This window comes from Variovorax sp. P4_B10 (assembly GCF_056402375.1).
On sequence record NZ_JBFUHN010000002.1, the window covers coordinates 96452 to 119734 of the forward strand.

Genomic DNA, 23283 nt, shown 5'->3' on the forward strand with positions numbered 1-23283 from the left:
CCACCCATTCCAACCTTCGGAGAAACACCATGCAAAAGCAAATCATCCTGGTCACCGGCGCGGGCACCGGCATCGGCAAGCTCAGCGCCCAATCCCTGGCCGAAGCCGGCCATGTGGTCTACGCATCGATGCGCGACATTGCGGGCCGCAACAGTGGCCGCGCCGCCGAGATGCGCAGCCACGCAGCGGCCCAGGGCCTGCAGCTGCACCCGCTCGAACTTGACGTGCTCTCGCAGGCATCGGCCGATGCCGCCGCGGCCGCCATCGTTCGCGAACAGGGCCACCTCGACGTGGTGATGCAGAACGCCGGCCATCTCGTGGTCGGCCCGACCGAAGCCTTCACGCCCGAGGAGATCGCCAAGGTGTTCGACACCAACGTGCTCGGCGCCCAGCGCGTGAACCGCGCGGTGCTGCCTTATCTTCGCAAGCAGGAGTCCGGCCTGATGCTGTGGATCAGCAGCACCACCACCAAGGGCGGCTTCCCGCCGTTCATGGGCCCTTACGGCGCGGCCAAGGCGGCGATGGATTCGCTGGCCGTCACGCTGGCCTACGAGATCGCACGCTTCGGCATCGAGACCTCGATCGTGGTGCCCGGCGCCTTCACCAAGGGCACCGACCACTTCCCGAGCGCTGGCAAGCCGGCCGACGCCGCCACCGCGGCCGCCTACAGCCGCTACGACGGCGTGATGGACCAGATCGGCGAGCGCCTTTCCGCGCTGACGCCCGATGACGCCGATCCGCAGGCCGTGGCCGACGAGATCGTCCGCATCGTGGGGCTGCCCGCCGGCAGCCGGCCGATGCGCTCGCTGATCGACTTCGTGGGCGACGGCGCGAAGGAAGTGTTCGAGGTGTCGGAGCGGGTGCGCATCGATTTCGCCAGGCGCATCGGCATGGGCGACCTGCTCGAAGCGAAGGTCAGGCGCTGAGCGGGGCGTCACAAAAAACCGGTGGATCTTCCTGTCCAATAGCGGCATGGACTATCCACCGAACGAGCTCGCAGAGCGGCTGACCGAACTCGAGATCAAGTCGAGCTATGCCGACGACCTGCTGGAGCAGCTGAACATGACGATCTACCGGCAACAGCAGCAGATCGACAGCCTGATCCAGCAAGTGGCCCTTCTCCGGCAACAGAGCCAGAACGCGGGGCAGGACGGGGCGGCACGCAATCTTCGCGACGAACTCCCGCCGCACTACTGAGATCTATTTGGGGCCGCGTTGGGGTGCTGCTGTTCAGGGCGCGCTCACGCCGACGGGGTACGCAGCGAAGCGAATGTCCCCCGGCGCGGCCTAAGGCCGCATGCCTCCTCCTTTATTTCGCTGCGCAAGGCACCCCATCGGCGTGATCGCTCAGAGCACTGGTTGATCGGCCGCAAACCAGCAGCGTGCCCTCGTGCACAGGGCACCGGGTGCTCCCCGCAGCGAAATAAAGGAGGAGCGAAGCGGGGGACATTCGCGGAGGGGAGTACCCGGTGGCCTGTGCACGCGCCCCGAACTGCCTGTGCTGTTCAGCTCACCTCAACAGGATCAGCCGTGCGAGTGCCAGAGGACGGCGAAGAAGTGGCAGGTGCTGCCGGCCAGCACGAACAAGTGCCATACCGAATGGGCGAAGCGCACCTTGTTGTCGAACAGGAAGACCACCGCACCCGCCGTGTAGAACAGCCCGCCGGCCACGAGCCAACCCAGCCCCGCGGGTGACATGCGCTCATACAGCGGCACCGCCGCCATCAGCGCCATCCAGCCCATTGCTACATACAGCCCCGTCGACCACAGCGGATGCTGCAGCCGGTTGAACAGCTTGGCCCCCACGCCCAGCGTCGCCGCGGCGCAGATCGCGCCGAACAGCGTCCAGCCCCAGGGGCCGCGCAGCACGCCGAACAGGAAGGGCATGTAGCTGCCCGCAATGAAGAGATAGATGGCTGCGTGGTCGAGCCGGTTGAACCAGGCCTTGGCCCGGCCCATCGGCAGCGCGTGGTACAGCGTGGAGATCAGGTACAGCATGATCGCCGTGCCGGCAAAGAGGCATGCACCCACCACGTTGGCCGCCTGGCCCTTCTGCAGGGCGCTGTAGACCAGGATGGGCAGTGAGGCAACGGCCAGCAGCAGGCCGAAGCCGTGGCTCAGGGCATTGAAGAGCTCCTCCATTGCTGTCTGGTCGCGGGCCGCGGTGGCCTGTTTCTTCTTCAGGTCCCCGGACACGGCGGGCTGCAGCTGCATCGGTGGTCGATTCATCATCAAGAACAGAACCTCATGGATCGGGTTTGGTTCCGCGACTATCGCAAAACCAGCAGATCATGTTACTTGACCTGCTGTTTGCCGAGTTTACGTGCCAATGTGCGCCGATGCATGCCGAGTCGCCGCGCGGTCTCGGAGATGTTGAAGCCGGTTTCGGCCAGCGTCTCGTGGATGCGCTCCCACTCGAGCGTCTTGATCGAGGTCGAACGGTTGGTCAGCTCCACCTCGGTGGTGCCGGTGGCGCGGCCAAAGGCGGCCTCGATGTCGTCGGTGTTCGACGGCTTGGCCAGGTAGTGGCAGGCGCCGAGCTTGATGGCCTCCACTGCGGTGGCGATGCTGGCAAAGCCGGTCAGCACCACGATCAGCATCTTGGGGTTGTGCCGGTGCAGCATCTGTACGCAGGCCAGACCCGAGGCCTCGCCGTTGAGCTTCAGGTCGACCACCGCGTAGCCCGGCGAGCGCGTCTGAAGCAGCGTCTCGACCTCCTCGACATTGCTGGCGTGCATCACCGCATAGCTGCGGCGCTCGAAGGAGCGGCCGAGCGTGCGCGCGAAGGCATCGTCGTCCTCGACGATCAGCAACTGGCGCTCAGCTTCGGCGGTTTCCGTCATGGCTTTCCGTTTCGATGGATTCGATCGGCTCGATCTCTTCTTCGTCCTCTTCCTCTTCTTCCAGCACGATGGCCGCAAGCGGCAGCGTGATGGTCACGACGGCGCCGCCTTCGGGCCGGTTGGATGCCGCGACGCGGCCGCCCACGGTGCGCGCCACATTGACGACCAGGAACAGCCCGAGCCCGCCGCCCGGCCGGCCCTTGCTCGACTGGTAGGGCTTGCCGAACTCCTTCAGGATGCCTGGCAGGAAACCGGGGCCCGCGTCGGTGACCGTGATCGTCAGTGCGTCGGCGTCGTGCGCCGCCTCGAGGCGCAGCCAGTGCGGCGACGCCTCCAGGGCATTGTCGAGCACGTTGCAGATCATCTGCTTCAGCGCCGAGTCGGAGACCATGGGCAGGTCCTGGCCGAAGCGGTTCTCGTAGTCGAAGTCCTCGACGGGGCGGGTGGTTCGCCATTCCTCGACCAGATCGTCGAGGAAGGTGCTCACGGTGGTCTCTTCCGACGATTCGCCGCGCGCCTCGCCGGCCGACAGCAGGATGCCGCTCACGATGCTCTTGCAGCGCTGGATCTGCAGTTCCATCTCGGCCACCTCGGTCAGCAGCTCGGGGTCGGAGCTGAAGTGCGGCAGCCGGCGCCAGTCGCCGAGGATCACCGCCAGCGTGGCGAGCGGCGTGCCGAGCTCGTGTGCGGCGCCCGAGGCCAGCAGGCCCATGCGCACGATGTGCTCTTCTTCCGAGGCCCGCTGGCGCAAGTCGGCCAGCCGTGCGTCGCGCGCGCGCAGGTTGCGGCTGATGCGGGTGATGAAGATCACCAGCAGCGCCGCATTGAGCGCAAAGCAGACCAGCATGCCCTGGATGTAGGGGCTCCACAGGCCGCGGTCGTGGTCCAGCGGCAGCGCGAGCGGGCGCGAGAACAGCGCCAGGCCCGCGAAACAGAGGCTGGTGATGACCACGATGGTCCAGGTCGACCAGGCCTTGAGCAGCACCGCGCCCAGGATGACCTGCAGCAGGTAGAGGAAAACGAAGGGGTTGGTGGCGCCGCCGCTCAGGTAGAGCAGGGCCGTGAGCGTGGCCACGTCGACCAGCAGCGCGAGGAACAGTTCGCCGTTGGTCACCCGGCGGTGGGTGCGCGAGCGCAGCAGGCTCACCACGTTGAACAGCGCGAGGCAGGTCAGCACCTGCAGCATGTTGTCCAGCGGCAGCCGGATGCCGAAGCCGTAGTGCACCACCAGGATGGTGACCACCTGCCCGACCACCGCGAACCAGCGCAGCTGGATCAGCTGCTGCATGTTCTTGTGGCCGGTGGCGTTGTCCAGGCTCGCGACCCCGGCGCGGGGGGCGTGCAGCTCCCCCGCGACCGCGGCGGCTTCAGTCGCGGCGGGCATCCGGCGGGGAGGAGGGGCGGGCGTCGGCATGGGCTGCATTTTCGCCGCTGCCGCCGAGGGCCTTCTTTCCGCGCCTGCGCTCATCGCGCCAGACGTACCAGGCCCCGCCCAGCACCATCAGCGCCAGGCCGTACCAGGTGAGGGCGTAGACGAGGTGGCTGTTGGGGAAGGCGATGACCGTCAGGCCGCGGACCGGATAGTCGGTCGTTTCGGCAGACAGGGAAGGATCGGCCTCGGCGTCGACGAAGTAGGGCGCCACATCCTTCAGCCCGCGCGCCGCGGCGATGGCCTGCACGTCGCGCGAGAACCAGCGCTCCGCGGCGGGATCGTTCTTGCGCAGGAAGCCGCCTTGGGGCTCGGTGATGCGCAGCAGGCCGGTGACGGTGGTTTCGCCCTTGGGCTCGGTGGCGGTGCGCGTCGCGCGGTCGCGCGCTTCGGGCGGCACGAAGCCCCGGTTGATCAGAACCACCGTGCCGTCGGTGGCCTGCAACGGCGTCAGCACCCAGAAGCCGGCGCCGAGCCGGGTGCTGGCCTGAACCAGGGTTTCCCTGTCGTGGAGGAAGGTGCCGGCCATGCGAACGTGCCGGTACGCGTCGTCGGCCGCGTTCACTTGCGGCCAGTTGCCGCGCCCGGGGGCCTCGGCGGCCGGGGCATGCACGCGCTGGTCGACGCGGGCGATGAGATCGAGCTTCCAGGCCCTGCGCTCGACCTGCCAGGTGCCGAGCGCGAAGAAGCCGGCAAAGGCCAGGGCCGCGCAGACCGCCAGTGCCACCCGGGCGGCCGCGGAGCGCTGGCGGCCGGCCGGTGTGTGGTGGGGGCTGTGGTCTGGCGGCGGGGTCGTCAAGGCATGTTCTTCATGTCGTGCACCGACATCGGCATCATGTTGGTGTTCATGTGGTACATGACCCAGAGCGATCCGGCCAGCGTGATGACGACGAGCACGATCGTGAAGATCAGCGCCAGCATGTTCCATCCGCTCTCGGACTTCGCGTCCATGTGCAGGAAGTAGATCATGTGGACCACGATCTGCACGGCAGCAAAGCCGAGGATGATGAGCGCGGTGGTGTTCGTGTTGGCGAACGCCTTGCCCATGACGAGCCAGAACGGAATCGCGGTCAGGATCACGGCCAGCACGAAGCCGGTCATGTAGCCCTTGAAGGTGCTGTGGCTGACCGGGCCATCGTCGTGATGGTCGTCGTGACCGTGTGCGGCGGTTTCGGTGTGGGCGCTCATTGCATCGATCCCATCAGGTAGACGAAAGTGAAGACGCCGATCCACACCACGTCCAGGAAGTGCCAGAACATCGACAGGCACATCAGGCGGCGGCGGTTCGCGGCGGTGAAGCCGTGCTTGGGCAGCTGGATCATCAGCACGATGAGCCAGACGATGCCGAAGGTCACGTGCAGGCCGTGGGTGCCGACCAGCGCGAAGAACGACGACAGGAAGGCGCTGCGCTGCGGGCCTGCGCCTTCGTGGATCAGGTGCGCGAATTCGTAGAGTTCGAGGCCGATGAAGCCCGCGCCCAGCAGGCCGGTGATGACCAGCCAGGCCAGCGTGCCGCCCATGCGCCGCTTCTGCATTTCGAGCACGGCGAAGCCGTAGGTGATCGACGACAGCAGCAGCAGCGAGGTGTTGATGGCCACCAGCGGCAGGTCGAACAGGTCGGCGCCCGAGGGGCCGGCCGCATAGCTGCGGCCCAGCACGCCGTATGTCGCGAACAGGCAGGCGAAGACGAGGCAGTCGCTCATCAGGTAGAGCCAGAACCCGAGCAGCGTGCCGTTTTCGGGGTGGTGGTCGTTGCCGACGTGGAACAGGTCGAATGTGGGCGACTTGCCGGCAAGGCTGCCGGCAGCGCTGGAGGAGAGTGCAGTGGTATCAGACATGGGCAGCCGCCAGGAGTCGCGTGCGGGCGTCTTCGGTGCGAACGACTTCTTCCGCGGGGATGTGGTAGTCGCGCTTGTAGTTGAAGGTATGGACGATCACGGCGGTCAGCATGGAGACGAAGCCCACGCCCGCCACCAGCCACATCTGCCAGATCAGCGCGAAGCCGCAGACCGCGGCCAGGGCCGCGATGACGAAGCCGGCGGCGGTGTTCTTGGGCATGTGGATCGGCGTGAAGCCGTCGATCGGCCGTGCGTAGCCGCGCTTCTTCATGTCGGTCCAGGCGTCGTTGTCATGGATGCGCGGCGTGAAGGCGAAGTTGTAGGCCGGCGGCGGCGAGGAGGTCGACCATTCGAGCGTGCGGCCGTTCCACGGGTCGCCCGTGGTGTCGCGCAGCGAGTCGCGGCGGATGTAGCTCACCACCAGCTGGATGATGAACGAGGCGATGCCCAGCGCGATCAGCACGGCGCCGAAGGCGGCGACCTGGAACCAGATCTGCAGCGACATGTCCTGGAAGTGGCTCATGCGGCGCGTGACGCCCATCAGGCCCAGGATGTACAGCGGCATGAAGGCGAACCAGAAGCCGACGATCCAGAACCAGAACGAGCACTTGCCCCAGAACGGATCGAGCTTGTAGCCGAAGGCCTTCGGGAACCAGTAGGTGATGCCGGCCAGCATGCCGAACAGCACGCCGCCGATGATCACGTTGTGGAAGTGGGCGATCAGGAACAGGCTGTTGTGCAGCACGAAGTCGGCCGGGGGCACCGCGAGCAGCACGCCCGTCATGCCGCCGATCACGAAGGTGATCATGAAGCCGATGGTCCACATCATGGGCAGCTCGAAACGGATGCGGCCGCGGTACATGGTGAAGAGCCAGTTGAAGATCTTCGCGCCCGTCGGGATCGAGATGATCATCGTCGTGATGCCGAAGAACGAGTTCACGCTGGCGCCGGAGCCCATGGTGAAGAAGTGGTGGAGCCAGACGAGGTACGACAGGATGGTGATCACGACCGTGGCGTAGACCATCGAGGCGTAGCCGAAGAGGCGCTTGCCCGAGAAGGTGGAGACCACTTCCGAGAAGATGCCGAAGGCCGGCAGGATCAGGATGTACACCTCGGGGTGGCCCCAGATCCAGATCAGGTTCACGTACATCATGGCGTTGCCGCCGAGGTCGTTCGTGAAGAAGTTGGTGCCGACGTAGCGGTCGAGCGACAGCAGGGCCAGCACGGCGGTCAGCACCGGGAAGGCAGCCACGATCAGCACGTTGGTGCAGAGAGCCGTCCACGTGAAGACGGGCATCTTCATCATGGTCATGCCGGGCGCGCGCATCTTCACGATGGTCGCCAGCAGGTTCACGCCGGACAGCAATGTCCCGACCCCCGCTATCTGCAATGACCAGATGTAGTAGTCGACCCCCACGTCGGGGCTGAAGAGAATGCCCGACAGCGGCGGGTAGGCCAGCCAGCCGGTCTTGGCGAACTCGCCGACGAACAGCGAGGCCATCACGAGGCCGGCGCCGAAGGTGGTCATCCAGAAGCTGAAGTTGTTCAGGAACGGGAAGGCCACGTCGCGCGCGCCGATCTGCAGCGGCACCACGAAGTTCATCAGGCCCGTGACCAGCGGCATCGCCACGAAGAAGATCATGATCACGCCGTGGGCGGTGAAGACCTGGTCGTAGTGGTGCGGCGGCAGGAAGCCGGCGTTGTCGCCGAAGGCGAGGGCCTGCTGGGCCCGCATCATGATGGCGTCGGAGAAGCCGCGCAGCAGCATCACCAGGCCGAGGATGATGTACATGATGCCGATCTTCTTGTGGTCGATGCTGGTGATCCAGTCGCGCCACAGCGTGCCCCACACCTTGAAGTAGGTGATGGCGCCCAGAAGTGCGAGGCCGCCGAGGACGACCGCGATGAAGGTCACGAGCAGGATGGGCTCGTGAAAGGGAATCGCCTCCCAGGTGAGGCGGCCGAAGACGAGCTTCGTCAGGTCAAGGTTCTCGAGCATCGTCATTCTTCGGTGGTGCACATCGCCGTGACGTACTTGCCGTACGGACGTTGGGGCGAATGGAGGGTGTCGGGCTGCCAGCGCTGCAGGGTGGCGACGTTGAAGGCGCCGGGCTTGCCCAGGCCGCCATCGGCATCGATGGCCATCATCTGCTTCATGCACATCTTGTTGCGGTCGACGCAACGGTTGAGGATGGCGTCATACAGGTCGGAGGCCACGCTGGCGTAGTGACGCACGGGCTCGCGCTCGCTCGGCACTTCGAGCTTCGTGTAGCCCTCGCGGGTGAGCTCGCCGTCCTTCGAGGACTTGGCCTTCTCGACCCATTGGTCGAACTCGCCCTTGCTCATGCCGTGGAACTTGAAGCGCATGCCCGAGAAGCCCGCGCCGCTGTAGTTGGCGGAGAAGCCTTCGAACTCGCCCGGCTTGTTGATCACCGCGTGCAGCTTGGTTTCCATGCCCGGCATGGCGTAGATCTGGCCGGCCAGCGCGGGGATGAAGAACGAGTTCATCACCGAGGAGGCGGTGATCTTGAAGCTGATCGGCACGTCCACCGGGGCGGCCAGCTCGTTCACCGTGGCGATGCCCTGCTCGGGGTAGATGAAGAGCCATTTCCAGTCGAGCGCGACCACTTCGACCACCAGCGGCTTGGTTTCGGGCGAGATCTGGCGCTGCGCATCGAGCCGGCTCAGCGGCCGGTACGGGTCGAGCGTGTGGGTGCTGATCCAGGTGATCGCGCCGAGCGCGATGATGATCAGCAGCGGGGCGGCCCAGATCGCGAGTTCGAGCTGGGTGGAGTGGTCCCAGTCGGGGCTGTAGGTGGCCTCCTTGTTCGACTGGCGATAGCGCCAGGCGAAGAAGACGGTCAGCGCGATCACCGGGATGATGATGATCAGCATCAGCACGGTGGAGACGACGATGAGGCGTCCCTGCTGGTTGGCGATGTCGCCGGAAGGGTTCATCAGCACCGTGTTGCAGCCTGCCAGCAAGGCAAGGGGGAGCAACAGGAGCCATCGGCGAAGGGAGTGGAGGGTGGGCATGCCGAAGAAAGAAAGAAGTGCGTGGGCTGCGCAAAGACTCCACAATCTACGTCCAAAGGTTCCCGCCGCCTATTGGACGTTTTGTCCTATGGCGGGAATTCTCGTTCGGTGAGACGCTTGGAACCTCTGTTCAATGCTCTACCTTTGTCACTGCCGGTGACACCCGAATTACAAAACGCAATGACGACGACGTCCAGCATCAGTCCGCAAGGCGCACAGCCTGTGCCGAACACGTCCGGAAACGGCGCCAGCCAGAGCGACGCCGATCACTCCCATATTGCGCCTGGCGAAATCGCCGTCGGCGTGATCATCGGCCGCGCCTCCGAATATTTCGACTTCTTCGTCTACGGCATCGCCTCGGTGCTGGTGTTCCCGTACGTGTTCTTCCCGTTCGAGCAGCGCCTCGAGGGGATTCTTTACGCCTTCGTGGTCTTTTCGTTCGCCTTCATCGCACGGCCGTTCGGAACTGTCATCTCGATGGCGATCCAGCGACGATTCGGGCGCGAAGCCAAGCTGACGGTCGCGCTGTTCGTGCTGGGCACCTCCACCGCGGGCATCGCCTTCCTGCCGGGCTACGAGAGCATCGGCTTCACGGCCATCGTGCTGCTGTCGGTGTTCCGTTTCGCCCAGGGCCTGGCGCTCGGCGGCTCGTGGGACGGCTTGCCGTCGCTGCTGGCGCTGAACGCACCGCCGAACCGCCGCGGCTGGTACGCCATGCTGGGCCAGCTGGGCGCGCCCATCGGCTTCTTCATCGCCAGTGCGCTGTTCGCCTACCTCTACGCGAGCCTCTCGATCAAGGAATTCCTCGACTGGGGCTGGCGCTACACCTTCTACGTGGCCTTCGCGATCAACGTTGTGGCACTGTTCGCACGCCTGCGGCTGGTGGCGACCGAAGAGTATTCCCGCCTGCTCGAAGAGCGCGAGCTGCAGCCCACCAGCGTGGTCGAGTTGACCCGCTCGCAGGGTGCCAACCTGCTGATCGGCGCGTTCGCGGCGCTGGCCAGCTACGCGTTGTTCCACCTGATCACGGTGTTCCCGCTGTCGTGGATCACGCTGTATTCGGACCAATCGATCACCGAGTTCCTGGTGGTGCAGATGATCGGCGCGGTGTTCTGCGCCGGCGGCATCGTGGCTTCGGGCGTGATCGCCGACCGCGTGGGCCGTCGCTTCACGCTGGGCGGCCTGGCCGCGATGATCGCGGTGTTCAGCGGTTTTGCGCCCACGCTGCTCGACGGCGGCCGCATCGGGCAGGACGTCTTCATCCTGCTGGGCTTCGTGCTGCTGGGCCTGTCGTACGGCCAGGCGGCCGGCGCGGTGACCTCGAATTTCGAACCCAAGTACCGCTACACCGGCGCGGCCCTGACGGCCGACCTGGCCTGGCTGATCGGCGCTGCGTTTGCGCCGCTGGTCGCGCTGGGCCTGTCGGCGCACTTCGGGCTGGCGTATGTCAGCGTCTACCTGCTCTCGGGCGCGGTCGGCACGCTGGCGGCGCTGGGGCTGAACCGGAAGCTGGTTCGCGACTGACCGGCAGACCGCTGCCGATTTCACGAAGAAGGGGCCGATCGGCCCCTTTTGTTTTTCGACCCGACCTGTGCAGCCCGGCGGGTCAACTCTTTTCGCGGAGGGTCTCGGCCTTCCTGGCGAGCTCGACCGCCTCGATGACTTGTTGAGCCGACAGCGGGCCGGTGAGCTCGACCTCGCCCGAAACGACGCTTTCCAGCGCTTCCTGCCCCGCCGGCCCGGCCAGCCAGGCAAACGCCGAGGTGATCGAGCCGCCGCCGAACTTGGCACCCAGCGCCTTCGACGCCGCGCGGCTGACCTCGGCGAACGCTGCGTGGTCCCCCGCGCTCGACGCTGCACGAACGACGACGCAGAACGCCGCGAGTTTCTCGGCTTCGGTGCGCAGGCGGCGCGCCTTGCCTGCGCTCTGCGCAGCGGACCCGAGAAGCGCCGGCTCGAAGGTGCCGGCGAATACCTGGATCCCGCGTCCTTCCGCCCAGGCGGCATCCGTTTGCGACACGACTTCGATCTTCTGGCCACGGGCCTCGGACGATCGTCCGGCAGCCGCTTGGGCCGCGTCTGCCTGCGCGGGATGCCACACGAGAAGCGGCGAGCGCACGGTGCCGCGAACGGCCCATCGGCCTGCGCAATTCAGGCGGCGCACCTCGCCGCCCTGCGACGTCTGTGAGGGATCCGCAAGGGACAGGAGCAGGTAGTGTTCAGGCGGCATCGGTGCATCGGGTTTCAAGAGCCACCGATTGTCGCCGCAGGCCTTCATCGCCCGGTGGCACTGGCGTAGGATCGCCCGATGTTCGCCGCCGCCATCTTCGACATGGACGGGCTCCTCATCGATTCGGAACGCCCCATCATGGCCGCCTGGATCGAAGCGGCCCGCACGCTCGACATCGAGCTTTCGCATGCCCAGTACCTGCAGGTCGTCGGCCTGGCTACCGTGGAGTCCGAGGTGATCCTCGGCACCCTGCTCGGCGGGCCGGACGCCTACCGCCATGCGATTGCCCACGTTCGCCGGCGGCTGCAGCTGGAGCGCTCGGACGGCACCCCGCTGTTTCCCATCAAGCCCGGCGCGGCCGAGTTTCTGGCCGCGTTGCGCCAGCGCGGAACGCGTTGCGCGGTGGCGTCTTCTTCGACCAGCGGGCAGATCCGGGCCTGCCTCGGCAGCCTCGACGTGCTCCACCATTTCGAGGCCTTCGCGGGTGGCGACGAGGTGGCGCGTGCCAAGCCCGATCCGGCGCTCTACCTGCTTGCGGCCTCGCGCCTCGGCGTGGCCCCGTCGGATTGCATCGCCTTCGAGGACAGCGAGAACGGCGCCAAGGCCGCGCTGGCGGCGGGCCTGCGGGTCGTGATCGTTCCGGACCTCAAGCGCCCGCCGGCTTCGATCATCGAACGGGCATTTCATGTGCTCGATTCGCTGCATGACGCGGTGGTGCATGTGCCGCGGTGGTTTCCCGGGCAGGCGGCGGCAGGCACATGATCAAGATCGGCACGCTGTGCCATGTGCTCGACAGCTGCCTCGCGTCGCCGATGACCGAGCGCGCGGTCGGCCGGATCGTGGAGGTGGTCTCGCCGCCCTACGAGGCGCCCAGCGAGCGCTACCTGCCCGGCACCTACTACGACGTGCTGTTCGAGGGCTGGACCTTCTATTGCCGCAGCGACAAGCTCGTGCCCATCTCAGATCCCGACGCGGATGTCGGCAGTTGGGAGGACGAATTCATCGACGTCCCAGCCAGCCCGCCTCAGAGCACTTCGTCGCGCAACTGCGGAAACACCTTCGACACCTTGGCGAGCAGGTAGTCGCCGTAGCGGCCACTGAAGGCGTGCACGTTGGCGCGGTCCCAGCGCTCGGCGCTGTCGTCGAGCGCTTCGGCGCCCGCGAGGCCTTCGATGCGCTGCACGCGGGCCTCGAAGTTCGGATCGAAGAACAGCGGAAACGACAGCCGGTCGCGGCCCGAGATGTTGCGCTTCACGCGGTGCGGCGTCGACTTGTAGAGCCCGCCGGTCATGCGGTCGAGCATGTCGCCGATGTTGCAGACGAACGAGCCGGCGATCGGCGGCGCGTCGAWCCAGCCGCCGGGCGTGTGCACCGCGAGGCCGCCCACGGTGTCCTGGTGCAGGATGGTGAGCAGGCCGTAGTCGGTGTGCTCGCCGACGCCCCATTGCACGTCGAGCCCTTCGGGCACGGGCTGCGAGGGGTAGTTGAAGAGCCGGAACAGGATCAGCGGATCGGCCGTGTAGCGCTGCCCAAAGTACGCGGCCGGCAGGCCGAGGCTCAGCGCGATGCCCTCCATCAGCCGGTGGCCGAGCTGCGTGACGGCGGCCATGTAGCCGAGGATGGTTTCGCGCAAGCCTGGCACATCGGGGAAGAGGTTGGGCCCGTGCACCGGCGTCTTCGCCTGCACCAGCGGATGCGTGGCGGGCAGCTCGGTGCCGAGGTAGAGGCCTTCCTTCCAGTCGGGCCGGCCCGAGGTCAACTCGCCRCCGACCGGGAAGAAGCCGCGCCATGCCCGCCCGCCGAGGGCCATGCGCCACTGCATCTTCGTTTCCTCGGGCAGTTCGAAGAAGCGGTGGCTCAGGTCTTCGAGCCGTTGCACCAGCGCCGCGTCGACGCCATGACCGGTGACGTAGAAGAAGCCGTGCGCGCGGCATGCGGCGCCGATCTGCGCCGCGACGGCATCGCGTCCGGGCGCACCGGCCACGAGCGGCGCAACGTCGATCAGCGGGAGCGTGTGGTCGGTGGTGGTCATGGGCGTTCGGAGCATGTCATGCGTCGCGCGCGAACGGCGAGCGGATGTCCGAAAGGAACTGCTGCGCGCGCGGGTGTTGCGGCCGGTTGAAGAAGTCGTCGGGCGTGGCGCGTTCGAGCACCTTGCCTTCGTCCATGAAGAGCACGCGGTCGGCCACCTCGCGCGCGAAGCCCATCTCGTGCGTCACGCAGACCATGGTCATGCCGTCGCGCGTGAGGTCGCGCATCACGAGCAGCACCTCGCCGACCATCTCGGGGTCGAGCGCACTGGTGGGCTCGTCGAACAGCATCAGCGGCGGCTGCATGGCGAGCGCGCGCGCGATGGCCACGCGCTGCTGCTGGCCGCCCGACAGCTCGCTGGGCCATGCGTTGGCCTTGTTGGCCAGGCCCACGCGGTGCAACAGCGCAAGCGCACGCTCTTCGGCCTCCTTGCGCGTGAGGCCGCGCAGCTGCATCGGCGCCATCGTGCAGTTCTGCAGCACCGTGAGGTGCGGGAACAGGTTGAACTGCTGGAACACGAAGCCGATGCGCGAGCGGAACGCATTCACGTCGGTGCCCGGCGCATGGATGTCCTGGCCCTCGAAGAGGATGCGGCCCGACTGGATCGGCTCCAGCCGGTTGAAGGTGCGGATCAGTGTCGACTTGCCCGATCCCGAGGGCCCGCACACCACCACCACTTCGCCCTTGTGGATGGTTTCGTTGATGTCGACCAGGGCCTGGTAGCTGCCGTACCACTTGTTGACGTTCTGGAGTTCGATCATGCGGACACCTTGGGGGTCGAGGCGGAGGTGGAGGCCAGGGTGGACATGCCGCGGCGCGCGAGCCTGCGTTCGAGCCAGTAGGCGAAGCGCGACAGGCCGAAGCACAGGATGAAATAGGTCAGGCCGAGGATGCCGTAGATCTGCGCCGGCTTGGTGAAGACCTGCGTATTGATCTGCGTCGCGATGAACGACACCTCGGCCAGCCCGATGATGTAGCCCAGCGAGGTCTCCTTGATGGTCGAGACGAACTGGTTCACCAGCGAAGGCAGCATGCTGCGCAGCGCCTGGGGCAGCACCACGAGGCGCATCGCGCGGCCGTAGTCGAGCCCGAGCGCGCGGGCGGTTTCCATCTGGCCGCGCGGCAGGCCCTGGATGCCGGCGCGCACGATCTCGGCGAGGTAGGCGGCATCGAACACCACGAGCGCGATCAGCATGGTGGTGAACTGGTCGGTCTTCACGCCCGTCACGCTGGGCAGGAAGAAGTAGGCCCAGAAGATCACCATCAGCAGCGGCAGGCCGCGCACCACGAAGACGAAGCCCGTCACCGGCCAGCGCAGCCAGCGCCACGGGCTCACGCGCGCCAGGCCGAGCACGATGCCCAGTGGCAGTGCGAGCACCAGGCCGCAGGAGGCGAGCAGCAGCGTGAGCACCAGCCCGCCGAGCGGGCCGTTCGGGTACTGCCCGATGAGGAAGTAGACCCAGTAGTCGTTGACGATGTCTAGCATTTCATCAATGCCTTCACATGGTTCTCACCGGGAAACGGTGGTGGTACCAGGTCGCAAGGCCCGTGATCACCAGCGAGACCGTGAGGTAAGCCGCGCTCGCAAACGCGAACGACTCGAAGCTGCGGAAGGTCGCGCTCTCGACCTGCCCGGCCTGGTACATCAGCTCGGCCACGCCGATCACGGTGGCGATCGAGGTGTTCTTCCACAGGCTCAGCGTCTGCGAGATCAGCGGCGGCACCGTCACGCGCAATGCCTGCGGCAGCACCACGCGGCGCATGGTGGCCAGAAAGTTGAAACCCAGCGCGCGCCCCGCCTCGAACTGCACGGTCGGGATCGCGCGGATGCCGCTGCGGATGTCCTCCGCCATGAAGGCGGCCGTGTAGAGCGCGAGCGCGATGATGGCGCTGTAGGCCTCGATATGGCCTGCGTAGAGCCATTGCCTGATGCCTTCGGGCAGCAGCTCGGGCGCGCCGAAGTACCAGAAGAGCATGTGCGCGAGCAGCGGGATGTTGCGGATGGATTCCACGTACGCAAAGCCCAGCCAGCGCAGCGGCGCGAGCGGCGAAAGGCGCAGCAGCGCCACCACCAGCGCGATGGGCAGCGCCAGCACCAGCGAGGCCGCCAGCAGCTGCAGCGACAGCAGCAGGCCCGCGACCAGCATGTCGTGGTACTTGCCGGTCAGCAGCAAGGAATAGTCGAACAGGGGCATGGGGGGCGACAGTATCAGAGGCCGCGAGCCCCCATCCCGGCCTTCCCCCGGAAGGGGAAGGAGAAAGGCGGGCTCAGTCGATCTTGTCGGACTCGAGCTTGAAGTCGCGCGTCTGGAAGCCGGAGGCCGTGTCCGGGCCGTACCACTTGACGAAGATCTTCTGCGCTTCGCCCGACTTCTCGAGTTCGCGCAGCGTGTCGTCCACCACGGCCTTCAGGCCGCTCTCGCCCTTCTTGATGCCGATGGCCAGCGCCTCGGTGCTCAGGTTCTGCTTGAGCACCACGTACTGGGCCTTCTGCGGACCCAGCTTGGCGTAGCTGCGCAGCAGGGCGGCCTCGTCGTCCACATAGCCCACGCCCTTGCCCTGCTGCAGGGCCTGGAAGGCCTGCTGGCTCGTGTCGAAGGTCACGACCTCGGCGGTGGGCACGGCCTTGCGGATGTTGGGCTCCTGCGTGCCGCCGCGGATGGTCAGCACCTTCTTGCCGGCGAGCTGCGGCACCTCGGCAATGCCGCTGTCCTTCTTCACGATGGCCTTCTGGCCGGTCACGAAGGTGGTGAGCGAGAAGTCGATCTGCGCCTCGCGCTCCTTGTTGTGCGTGAGGCCGGCGGCCACCAGGTCCACGTGGCCCTGCTGCAGCTCGGGAATGCGCGCGGCCACGGCGATCTGCTTGAGCACCGGCTTCACGCCGATCTTCTTCGCGATGGCGTTCACCAGGTCGACCTCGTAGCCGACGATCTGGCGCGTCTTGGGATCGACGAAGGTGGCGGGCTCGTCGGTGCCCAGCACGCCCACCACGAGCTCGCCCTTTTTCTTGATGTCGGCGAGCTGGTCGGCATGGGCGGCAATGCCCGTCAGCAGGGCGGAGGCGGCGAAGGCCGCGGCGAGCAGGGTGTGGCGCATGGTTGTTCTCTCTCCAAGGGAAATTGAGGCTCGAACCATATCAATAAAACCTCAGATTATTAAATCGTCAATCGACATATACATATGGTCAGCATGGGCGGCTTCATGTCCGGGCTGGGTTAAATTCGCGGGCTTCCCCGGCATCTCATCCAGCGAGGTCTTCATGATCATCAAACCGCGCGTGCGCGGCTTCATCTGCGTTACGACCCACCCCACGGGTTGCGAAGCCAACGTCAGGCAGCAGATCGACTACGTCAAAGCCCAAGGAAAGATCGCAGGCGGACCGAAGAGGGTCCTGGTCATCGGCGCATCGACCGGCTACGGCCTGGCCGCCCGCATCACCGCGGCCTTCGGCTGTGGCGCCGGCACGCTCGGCGTGTTCTTCGAGCGGCCCGGCAGCGAAAGCAAGCCCGGCTCGCCCGGCTGGTACAACTCGGCCGCCTTCCACCGTGCAGCCGCGGAAGAGGGCCTCTACGCAAAGAGCATCAACGGCGACGGTTTTTCCGACGACCTGAAGCAGAAGACCATCGATGCGATCCGCGAGGATCTCGGCCAGGTCGACCTCGTCGTCTACAGCCTGGCCGCACCGCGGCGCACGCACCCGAAGACCGGCGAGGTCTTCAACTCGACGCTGAAGCCCATCGGCAAGGCCGTCACCCTGCGCGGCCTCGACACCGACAACGAGGTCGTCAAGGAAACGGTGCTGGAGCCCGCCACGCAGGAAGAGATCGACAACACCGTGGCCGTGATGGGCGGCGAAGACTGGCAGATGTGGATCGACGCGCTGCAGGCCGCCGGCGTGCTGGCCGATGGCGCGAAGACCACCGCCTTCACCTACCTCGGCGAGCAGATCACCCACGACATCTACTGGAACGGCTCCATCGGCGCCGCCAAGAAGGATCTCGACCAGAAGGTGCTCGGCATTCGTGCGGGGCTGGCGGCCAAGGGGGGCGACGCTCGGGTCTCGGTGCTGAAGGCCGTGGTGACCCAGGCAAGCTCTGCCATTCCGATGATGCCGCTGTACCTGTCGCTGCTGTTCAAGGTGATGAAGGCGCAGGGCACGCACGAGGGCTGCATCGAGCAGGTCTACGGGCTCTATGCCGAGAGCCTGTACGGCAGCTCGCCGCGCCTCGACGAGGAAGGCCGCCTGCGCGCGGACTACAAGGAGTTGCATCCGGACGTGCAGGCCCGCGTGGTGGAACTCTGGCCCCAGGTCACGAGCGACAACATCCACGAACTCACCGATTTCGCGGGCTACAAGACCGAGTTCCTGCGTCTCTTCGGCTTTGCGGTCGAAGGCGTGGACTACGAAGCCGACGTGAATCCCGATGTGGGGATTCCGAACCTCGTCCAGGCCTAGAAGGCGCACGGAGGGATACTCCCGCCCATGCAGATTCAAGAAAAGCCGCCCGCCGGCACCCCGTTCGAATGGATCGGCGGCGAGCCCAAGGTGCAGGCGCTGGTCGAGCGCTTCTACGACCTGATGGAGCTCGAGCCCGCCTATGCGCAGCTGCGCGCCGTGCACGGCACCAGCCTCGACAACGCACGCCAGCGCCTCTTCTGGTTCCTCTGCGGCTGGCTCGGCGGCCCGCAGCACTACACCGATCGCTTCGGCCATCCGATGCTGCGTGCGCGCCATCTGCCGCAGAGCATTGGCGGCCACAGCATCGGCATCAAGGAGCGCGACCAGTGGCTGGCCTGCATGGACCAGGCGATGGGCGAGACCGGCGTGCCCGAGGCGCTGCGTGCGCGCCTGCGCGACTCCTTCTTCCAGACAGCCGACTGGATGCGCAACCGCGGCGAGTAAAAAAAGACACCGACTCCGAAAGACTTTCGCTCATGAATTCCATCGTCATCATCGGCGGCGGCCACGCCGCAGCCCAGCTTTGCGCYGGCCTTGCCGAGGCCGGGCTGGGCGCGCGCGTGCACCTGGTTTGCGAGGAAGCCTGCGAGCCGTACCACCGCCCGCCGCTGTCGAAGGCCTTCTTGAAGAACGCCGACGAAACCACGCAGCCGCACAAGGCGGTCGACTGGTACCGCGAAGCGGGCATCACGCTGCACCTGGGCGATGCCGCCGTGGCCATCGACCGCGAGGCGCACACCGTCACGCTGCGTTCGGGCGCGATCCTGCCGTGGGAGCGCCTGGTGCTGGCGACCGGTACGCGCGCGCGGCAGATGCCGGATTTGCAGCAGGGGCTGGAGAACGTCGCGAGCCTGCGCGCCGCCGACGAAGCGCATCGCCTGCGCTCGCGGCTCGCTTCGGCGGAGCAGGTCACGGTGCTCGGCGGCGGCTTCATCGGGCTCGAAGTGGCGGCCACGGCCAAGGCACTCGGCAAGCGCGTGCAGGTGATCGAAAGCGCGCCGCGCCTGCTGGGCCGCGCCGTGTCGCCCGAGCTCTCGGCGCATGTGCTCGCCACGCATCGCGCGGCGGGCATCGACATCGTGCTCGGCGCGCAGACGGGCGCGTTCGAGGTCGAAGGCGATCGGCTGCTGTCGATCCAGGTCAATGGCGTGAAGCAGCCCGTGGACCTGCTGCTGCTCGGCATCGGCGCCGTGCCCGAGACCGCGCTGGCACAGGCCGCCGGCATCGAGTGCGCCGACGGCATCGTGGTCGATGGCCACATGCAGACCAGCGCAGCCGATGTGCTCGCCGTGGGCGACTGCACGCGCTTTCCCGATCGCCGCGCCGGCCGCGCGCTGCGGCTCGAATCGGTGCAGAACGCGAACGACCAGGCGCGCACCGCGGTTGCCACGTTGACCGGCGCCGCGCGCACGCACGATGCGGTCGCATGGTTCTGGTCCGACCAAGGCAGCATGCGGCTGCAGATGGTGGGCCTGATGCCGGCCGAAGGCACGCCGGGCCTGACCAGCGTGCGCCGCGCCGGCCCCAAGCCCGAGGCGTTCTCGCTGTTCCACTATGTCGACGGACAGCTCGCTTGCGTCGAGTCGGTCAATGCGCCGGTCGATCACATGATGAGCCGCAAGCTGCTCGAAGCAGGCCGCAGCCCGGATGCCGTGGCGATCGCGGATGCGTCGATACCACTAAAGAATCACCTGTCGTAGCCGCGCTGCATGACAGGCGTGGATTCACCACCCTGTCATTCACCTTTCAGAGACTGCGTCTTTCCAAATCCGAGGGAGACGCCCGATGAAGAGTTCAGCGACTGCGGCGCTTTGGCGCCTTGCACCCATGTCCACCTGTGCCGCCGTGATGGCCACCGTGCTGACCGCCTGYGGCGGCGGAAGCGGCGGCGGCACCGTGTTTCCGCCCACCGTGCCGGCGCCTGCTCCGGCACCAGCCCCCGTGGCCGCGGGCACGCGCACCACGGTCGCCTTGCTGGAGACCACCGACCTGCACTTCAACGTGCTCAGCTTCGACTATTTCAAGCTGGCCGAAGACAAGTCGTACGGCTACGAACGCGCCGCCACGCTGATCAAGGCGGCGCGCAAGGAATATGCGAACACGATGCTGTTCGACAGCGGCGACACCATCCAGGGCACGGCGCTGGCCGACTACGAGGCGCTGATCAACCGCATTCCGTGCACGCAGCCGCTGTCGATGTACAAGGCCATGAATGCCGGCGGCTTCGATGCCGGCACGCTGGGCAACCACGAGTTCAACTACGGGCTGGAGTTTCTCAACCAGGCGATCGGCGGCGGCCTCGATGTCGACGGCGTCGATGCGAGCAAGAAGTGCGTCGGCCCGAACTTCCCGCTGGTGCTGGCCAATGTGCAGAGCGTCAAGACCGGCAAGCCGCTGCTCGCGCCCTACGTCATCCTGGACAGGCAGTTCACCGCGACCGGGCCCGACGGCAAGAGCGTCACGGTGCCGGTCAAGGTCGGCGTCATCGGCTTCACCACGCCCGGCATCATGAACTGGGACAAGCGCTACCTCGAAGGCAAGCTGCGCACCGAGGGCACGGTGGAAGCCGCCACCCGGTACATCCCCGAGCTGCGCGCCAAGGGCGCCGACATCGTGGTCGCGCTGCAGCACGGCGGGCTCGACGGCTCGCCCTATTCGCCGACCATGGAGAACTCGGCCCTCTATCTGTCGAAGGTGCCCGGCATCGATGCACTGATGATGGGTCACCAGCATGCCACCTTCCCCGATCGCGTCTCGGCGAAGCCCGGCTTCACGCAGACCGGCGTGGACAACGCGGCCGGCACCGTCAACGGCGTGCCCGCGGTGATGGCGTCTTCGTGGGGCAAGTCGCTCGGCCTCATCAAGCTCGAACTGGTGTACGACGGCAAGGCCTGGGGCGTGGACAAGAGCAAGACGCTGGTCGAGGCGCGCTCCACGCAGACCGGCAAGGACAGCGCCAACAAGGCCGTGTACGTCGATGCCGACCCGACGGTCGCGCCGCTGATCGACACGCAGCACCAGGCCGCGATCAGCTACGTGAAGACGCCGATCGGCACCACCGACTTCCGGATGAACACCTTCTTCGCCGACGTGGGCGACCCGGGCGCGATCCAGATCGTGAACCAGGCGCAGGCCGACTATGTGAAGAACTACATCCAGGCCAGCCTGCCGCAGTACGCGAGCCTGCCGGTGCTGTCGGTCAGCGCGCCGTTCAAGTCGGGCTTCGAGGGGGGGCGCGACTACACCGACGTGGCCGTGGGCAACCTCGCGATCTTCAGCGCGGCCGATCTCTACCTGTACCCGAACACGGTGTATGCGGTGAAGGTCACGGGCGCCGAGATCAAGGGCTGGCTCGAGGCCGCGGCCAAGCGCTTCAACAGGATCGACCCGGCCGCGACGGCGGACCAGCAGCTCATCAGCACCTTCCCGGGCTACAACTTCGACATGTTCACCACGCCCGACGTGCAGTACGAGATCGACGTGACGCAGGCCGTGGGCAGCCGCATCAAGAACCTGACGTACCTGGGCGCAGCCATCGACCTGGCCAAGGAATTCGTGATCGCGACCAACAACTACCGGGCGACGAGCGGCGCGAGCTTCATCCCGGCGCTCGACGGCCGCGCAACGATCTATGCGTCGCCGGATGCGAACCGCGATGTGCTGATCGCGTACATCAAGGCGAAGAAGGCCATCACACGTGCGGCCAACGGCGCGGCGCGCAGCTGGCGCTTCACCCCGGTGACGACGGCGGGCAACGTGGTGTTCACCTCGGGGCAGGGACAGCTCAGTGCAGCGACGGATGCGGGGTTGACGAACATCTCGCTGCTCACGGCGGACGACGGCAGCGGCAAGGGCCGCTCGGTCTACAAGCTCGACCTGAGCAAGTAACCTTCCGCTTTGTCCCCTCTCCCCTCGGGGAGAGGGTTAGGGTGAGGGAAGTGCGTTCGACAAAGCGCGGCGTCGAAGCGAACGCCGCATGCCCTCACCCCAGCCCTCTCCCCTCGGGGAGAGGGAGCAAGTCAGCGCCGCGCCGGCGCCAGCAGCACCACCAGCGCGCCGGCCCCGCCCTCGGCGGGCTTGGCCTGCACGAACGCGATCACCTCGTTCTTCTGGATCAGCCAGCGCTGCGCCTTGGTCTTGAGCACCGGCTGCTTGCCGGGCGAGCCCAGGCCCTTGCCGTGCACCACGCGCACGCAGCGCAGCCCCTGCTTGTAGGCATTGCGGATGAAGCCGCCGAGCGCCTCGCGCGCCTCGTCGCTGCGCAGGCCATGCAGGTCGACCTGCGCCTGGATGGCCCAGTCGCCCTTGCGCAGCCGCGCCGTCACGTCGGTGCCGATGCCGGGGCGGCGGAAGCTCATGGCATCGTCGACGTCGAGCAGCGTGGTCACGTCGAATTCGTCGGACAGCGACTCGCGCAGCACGCGCTGCTCGTCGAGCTGGTGCTGCACCGGGATCGGCGCGGGCGGCTCGGGGGCGAGCTGCACCGCGGCCTTGCGGCGAAGCGGCTCGGTGGCGCCGATGGCGCGCGTGAACAGGTCTTTCTCGGCCGCGCGCTTGCGTTCGGCGGCGGCCCTGGCAGCCGCCTCGGCCGCTTCGCGCTCGCGGGTTTCCGCCAGCGCGCGCTGCACCTGCTTGAGGTCGGCGAGGTTCTTCAGGGAAGGGGGACGCGATGCCATCAGAGCAGCCCTTTCTCGGCCATCGAGAAACTCTGCCCGGGGCTCACGATGACGTGATCGAGCACGCGCACGTCCACCAGCGCCAGCGCGGCCCGCAGCGTCTGCGTGAGCGATTCGTCGGCCCGCGAGGGCTCGATGCTGCCGCTCGGATGGTTGTGCGCCAGCACCACGGCCGCGGCCTGGTGGTGCAGGGCGCGCATGACGATTTCGCGCGGGTAGACGCTGGTCTGCGTGAGCGTTCCGCGAAACAGCTCCTCGAGCACGATCAGCCGGTGCTGCACGTCGAGGAACAGCACCACGAACACCTCGTGCGGCCGCGAGCCGATGTGCAGTTGCAAGTATTGCTTGACCGCATCGGGCGAGTCGAACACCGTGCGTTCCTTGAGCTGCTCGGCCATTGCGCGGCGCGCCAGCTCGAGCACCGCGATGAGTTCGGCGCGCTTGGCGTCGCCGCCCATGCCCTTGACGGCCTTGAGGTCCTCGGCGCCGGTGTGCAGCAGCCCCGAGAGGCCGCCGAAGCGCTCGAGCAGCTCCTGTGCCATCTGCAGCACGTTCTTGCCCGGCACGCCGGTGCGCAGCAGCAGGGCCAGCAGCTCGGCATCGGCCAATGCGGCGGCGCCCCGGGCGATGAGTTTTTCGCGCGGACGGGCGTTGGCGGGGAGATCCTTGAAAGCCATCGAAACCTTGGGAAACCTTGGAGGAGACGGGTGGAAGCTCCCCGTCCTTAAAATGCAGTCCAGT

Annotated in this window: 25 protein-coding genes; 9 read left to right on the forward strand and 16 right to left on the reverse strand. The window is 66.7% G+C overall.

Annotated features, from left to right (window positions below):
* The first annotated feature begins 29 nt into the window (after positions 1-29).
* Together AC1DXX_RS01650 and AC1DXX_RS01655 are read left to right on the forward strand one after the other, a co-directional pair.
* Positions 30-926 (forward strand): SDR family NAD(P)-dependent oxidoreductase, encoded by an 897-nt coding sequence (locus tag AC1DXX_RS01650; RefSeq protein ID WP_478132418.1) that lies wholly within the window; start codon positions 30-32, stop codon positions 924-926.
* Between the two features lie 46 nt (positions 927-972).
* Positions 973-1197, forward strand: coding sequence for a SlyX family protein (locus AC1DXX_RS01655; RefSeq protein WP_478132419.1), 225 nt, complete (start codon positions 973-975; stop codon positions 1195-1197).
* Between the two features lie 327 nt (positions 1198-1524).
* Here the strand turns inward: AC1DXX_RS01655 and trhA are convergent, their stop codons facing one another.
* From trhA to cyoA, 8 genes are all read right to left on the reverse strand, one after another.
* The gene (trhA, locus tag AC1DXX_RS01660; protein ID WP_478132420.1) at positions 1525-2214 is read right to left on the reverse strand and encodes a PAQR family membrane homeostasis protein TrhA; all 690 of its coding nucleotides are present in this window, start codon (positions 2212-2214) and stop codon (positions 1525-1527) included.
* A gap of 80 nt (positions 2215-2294) precedes the next feature.
* Positions 2295-2843, reverse strand: coding sequence for a response regulator transcription factor (locus AC1DXX_RS01665; RefSeq protein WP_478132421.1), 549 nt, complete (start codon positions 2841-2843; stop codon positions 2295-2297).
* Positions 2821-4227, reverse strand: a complete 1407-nt coding sequence (locus AC1DXX_RS01670; RefSeq protein ID WP_478132422.1) for an ATP-binding protein — start codon at positions 4225-4227, stop codon at positions 2821-2823. The genes AC1DXX_RS01665 and AC1DXX_RS01670 overlap by 23 nt, the downstream gene beginning before the upstream one ends.
* A complete protein-coding gene (locus tag AC1DXX_RS01675) occupies positions 4211-5071 on the reverse strand; it encodes an SURF1 family protein (RefSeq protein WP_478132423.1) in 861 nt (286 codons plus the stop codon). The genes AC1DXX_RS01670 and AC1DXX_RS01675 overlap by 17 nt, the downstream gene beginning before the upstream one ends.
* On the reverse strand, positions 5068-5460 hold the full coding sequence (cyoD, locus tag AC1DXX_RS01680) for a cytochrome o ubiquinol oxidase subunit IV (RefSeq protein WP_478132424.1): 393 nt from the start codon (positions 5458-5460) through the stop codon (positions 5068-5070). Before cyoD ends, AC1DXX_RS01675 begins: the two co-directional genes overlap by 4 nt.
* Positions 5457-6110 carry a cytochrome o ubiquinol oxidase subunit III gene (gene cyoC / locus AC1DXX_RS01685; protein ID WP_478132425.1) on the reverse strand — a complete coding sequence of 218 codons (654 nt, stop codon included), beginning with the start codon at positions 6108-6110 and terminating at the stop codon, positions 5457-5459. Before cyoC ends, cyoD begins: the two co-directional genes overlap by 4 nt.
* Entirely contained in the window at positions 6103-8115 is a 2013-nt protein-coding gene (gene cyoB / locus AC1DXX_RS01690; RefSeq protein WP_478132426.1) for a cytochrome o ubiquinol oxidase subunit I, read from the reverse strand. The genes cyoC and cyoB overlap by 8 nt, the downstream gene beginning before the upstream one ends.
* Positions 8112-9146 carry a ubiquinol oxidase subunit II gene (gene cyoA / locus AC1DXX_RS01695; RefSeq protein WP_478132427.1) on the reverse strand — a complete coding sequence of 345 codons (1035 nt, stop codon included), beginning with the start codon at positions 9144-9146 and terminating at the stop codon, positions 8112-8114. The genes cyoB and cyoA overlap by 4 nt, the downstream gene beginning before the upstream one ends.
* Before the next feature lie 180 nt (positions 9147-9326).
* Between cyoA and AC1DXX_RS01700 the strand changes: the two genes are divergently transcribed.
* A complete protein-coding gene (locus AC1DXX_RS01700; protein WP_478132428.1) occupies positions 9327-10670 on the forward strand; it encodes an MFS transporter in 1344 nt (447 codons plus the stop codon).
* A gap of 82 nt (positions 10671-10752) precedes the next feature.
* Here the strand turns inward: AC1DXX_RS01700 and AC1DXX_RS01705 are convergent, their stop codons facing one another.
* Positions 10753-11394, reverse strand: a complete 642-nt coding sequence (locus tag AC1DXX_RS01705; RefSeq protein ID WP_478132429.1) for a hypothetical protein — start codon at positions 11392-11394, stop codon at positions 10753-10755.
* A 60-nt stretch (positions 11395-11454) separates the two neighbouring features.
* Between AC1DXX_RS01705 and AC1DXX_RS01710 the strand changes: the two genes are divergently transcribed.
* Together AC1DXX_RS01710 and AC1DXX_RS01715 are read left to right on the forward strand one after the other, a co-directional pair.
* Positions 11455-12138, forward strand: a complete 684-nt coding sequence (locus AC1DXX_RS01710) for an HAD family hydrolase (protein WP_478132430.1) — start codon at positions 11455-11457, stop codon at positions 12136-12138.
* Complete coding sequence (locus tag AC1DXX_RS01715; protein ID WP_478132431.1) at positions 12135-12458, forward strand: hypothetical protein; 324 nt, start codon at positions 12135-12137, stop codon at positions 12456-12458. The genes AC1DXX_RS01710 and AC1DXX_RS01715 overlap by 4 nt, the downstream gene beginning before the upstream one ends.
* On the opposite strand, the gene AC1DXX_RS01720 is transcribed toward AC1DXX_RS01715, so the two are convergent.
* The 5 genes from AC1DXX_RS01720 to AC1DXX_RS01740 all read right to left on the reverse strand — a co-directional run bounded on the left by AC1DXX_RS01720 (position 12401) and on the right by AC1DXX_RS01740 (position 16503).
* On the reverse strand, positions 12401-13408 hold the full coding sequence (locus AC1DXX_RS01720; protein ID WP_478132432.1) for an isopenicillin N synthase family dioxygenase: 1008 nt from the start codon (positions 13406-13408) through the stop codon (positions 12401-12403). The genes AC1DXX_RS01715 and AC1DXX_RS01720 overlap by 58 nt on opposite strands.
* A gap of 16 nt (positions 13409-13424) precedes the next feature.
* On the reverse strand, positions 13425-14168 hold the full coding sequence (locus tag AC1DXX_RS01725; protein ID WP_478132433.1) for an amino acid ABC transporter ATP-binding protein: 744 nt from the start codon (positions 14166-14168) through the stop codon (positions 13425-13427).
* The gene (locus AC1DXX_RS01730) at positions 14165-14893 is read right to left on the reverse strand and encodes an amino acid ABC transporter permease (RefSeq protein ID WP_478132434.1); all 729 of its coding nucleotides are present in this window, start codon (positions 14891-14893) and stop codon (positions 14165-14167) included. The genes AC1DXX_RS01725 and AC1DXX_RS01730 overlap by 4 nt, the downstream gene beginning before the upstream one ends.
* Before the next feature lie 13 nt (positions 14894-14906).
* The gene (locus AC1DXX_RS01735; protein ID WP_478132435.1) at positions 14907-15602 is read right to left on the reverse strand and encodes an amino acid ABC transporter permease; all 696 of its coding nucleotides are present in this window, start codon (positions 15600-15602) and stop codon (positions 14907-14909) included.
* 73 nt (positions 15603-15675) lie between these two features.
* A complete protein-coding gene (locus tag AC1DXX_RS01740) occupies positions 15676-16503 on the reverse strand; it encodes an ABC transporter substrate-binding protein (protein WP_478132436.1) in 828 nt (275 codons plus the stop codon).
* A 163-nt stretch (positions 16504-16666) separates the two neighbouring features.
* On the opposite strand from AC1DXX_RS01740, the gene fabV reads away from it, so the two are divergent.
* From fabV to AC1DXX_RS01760, 4 genes are all read left to right on the forward strand, one after another.
* On the forward strand, positions 16667-17863 hold the full coding sequence (fabV, locus tag AC1DXX_RS01745; RefSeq protein WP_478132437.1) for an enoyl-ACP reductase FabV: 1197 nt from the start codon (positions 16667-16669) through the stop codon (positions 17861-17863).
* A gap of 27 nt (positions 17864-17890) precedes the next feature.
* The gene (locus tag AC1DXX_RS01750; protein ID WP_478132438.1) at positions 17891-18310 is read left to right on the forward strand and encodes a group II truncated hemoglobin; all 420 of its coding nucleotides are present in this window, start codon (positions 17891-17893) and stop codon (positions 18308-18310) included.
* Between the two features lie 32 nt (positions 18311-18342).
* Positions 18343-19566 carry an NAD(P)/FAD-dependent oxidoreductase gene (locus AC1DXX_RS01755; RefSeq protein WP_478132439.1) on the forward strand — a complete coding sequence of 408 codons (1224 nt, stop codon included), beginning with the start codon at positions 18343-18345 and terminating at the stop codon, positions 19564-19566.
* A 127-nt stretch (positions 19567-19693) separates the two neighbouring features.
* Positions 19694-21754, forward strand: a complete 2061-nt coding sequence (locus tag AC1DXX_RS01760) for a bifunctional 2',3'-cyclic-nucleotide 2'-phosphodiesterase/3'-nucleotidase (RefSeq protein ID WP_478132440.1) — start codon at positions 19694-19696, stop codon at positions 21752-21754.
* 131 nt (positions 21755-21885) lie between these two features.
* Here the strand turns inward: AC1DXX_RS01760 and AC1DXX_RS01765 are convergent, their stop codons facing one another.
* A complete protein-coding gene (locus tag AC1DXX_RS01765; protein WP_478132441.1) occupies positions 21886-22542 on the reverse strand; it encodes a Smr/MutS family protein in 657 nt (218 codons plus the stop codon).
* Entirely contained in the window at positions 22542-23219 is a 678-nt protein-coding gene (gene radC, locus AC1DXX_RS01770) for a RadC family protein (RefSeq protein WP_478132442.1), read from the reverse strand. Before radC ends, AC1DXX_RS01765 begins: the two co-directional genes overlap by 1 nt.
* Between the last annotated feature and the right edge of the window lie 64 nt (positions 23220-23283).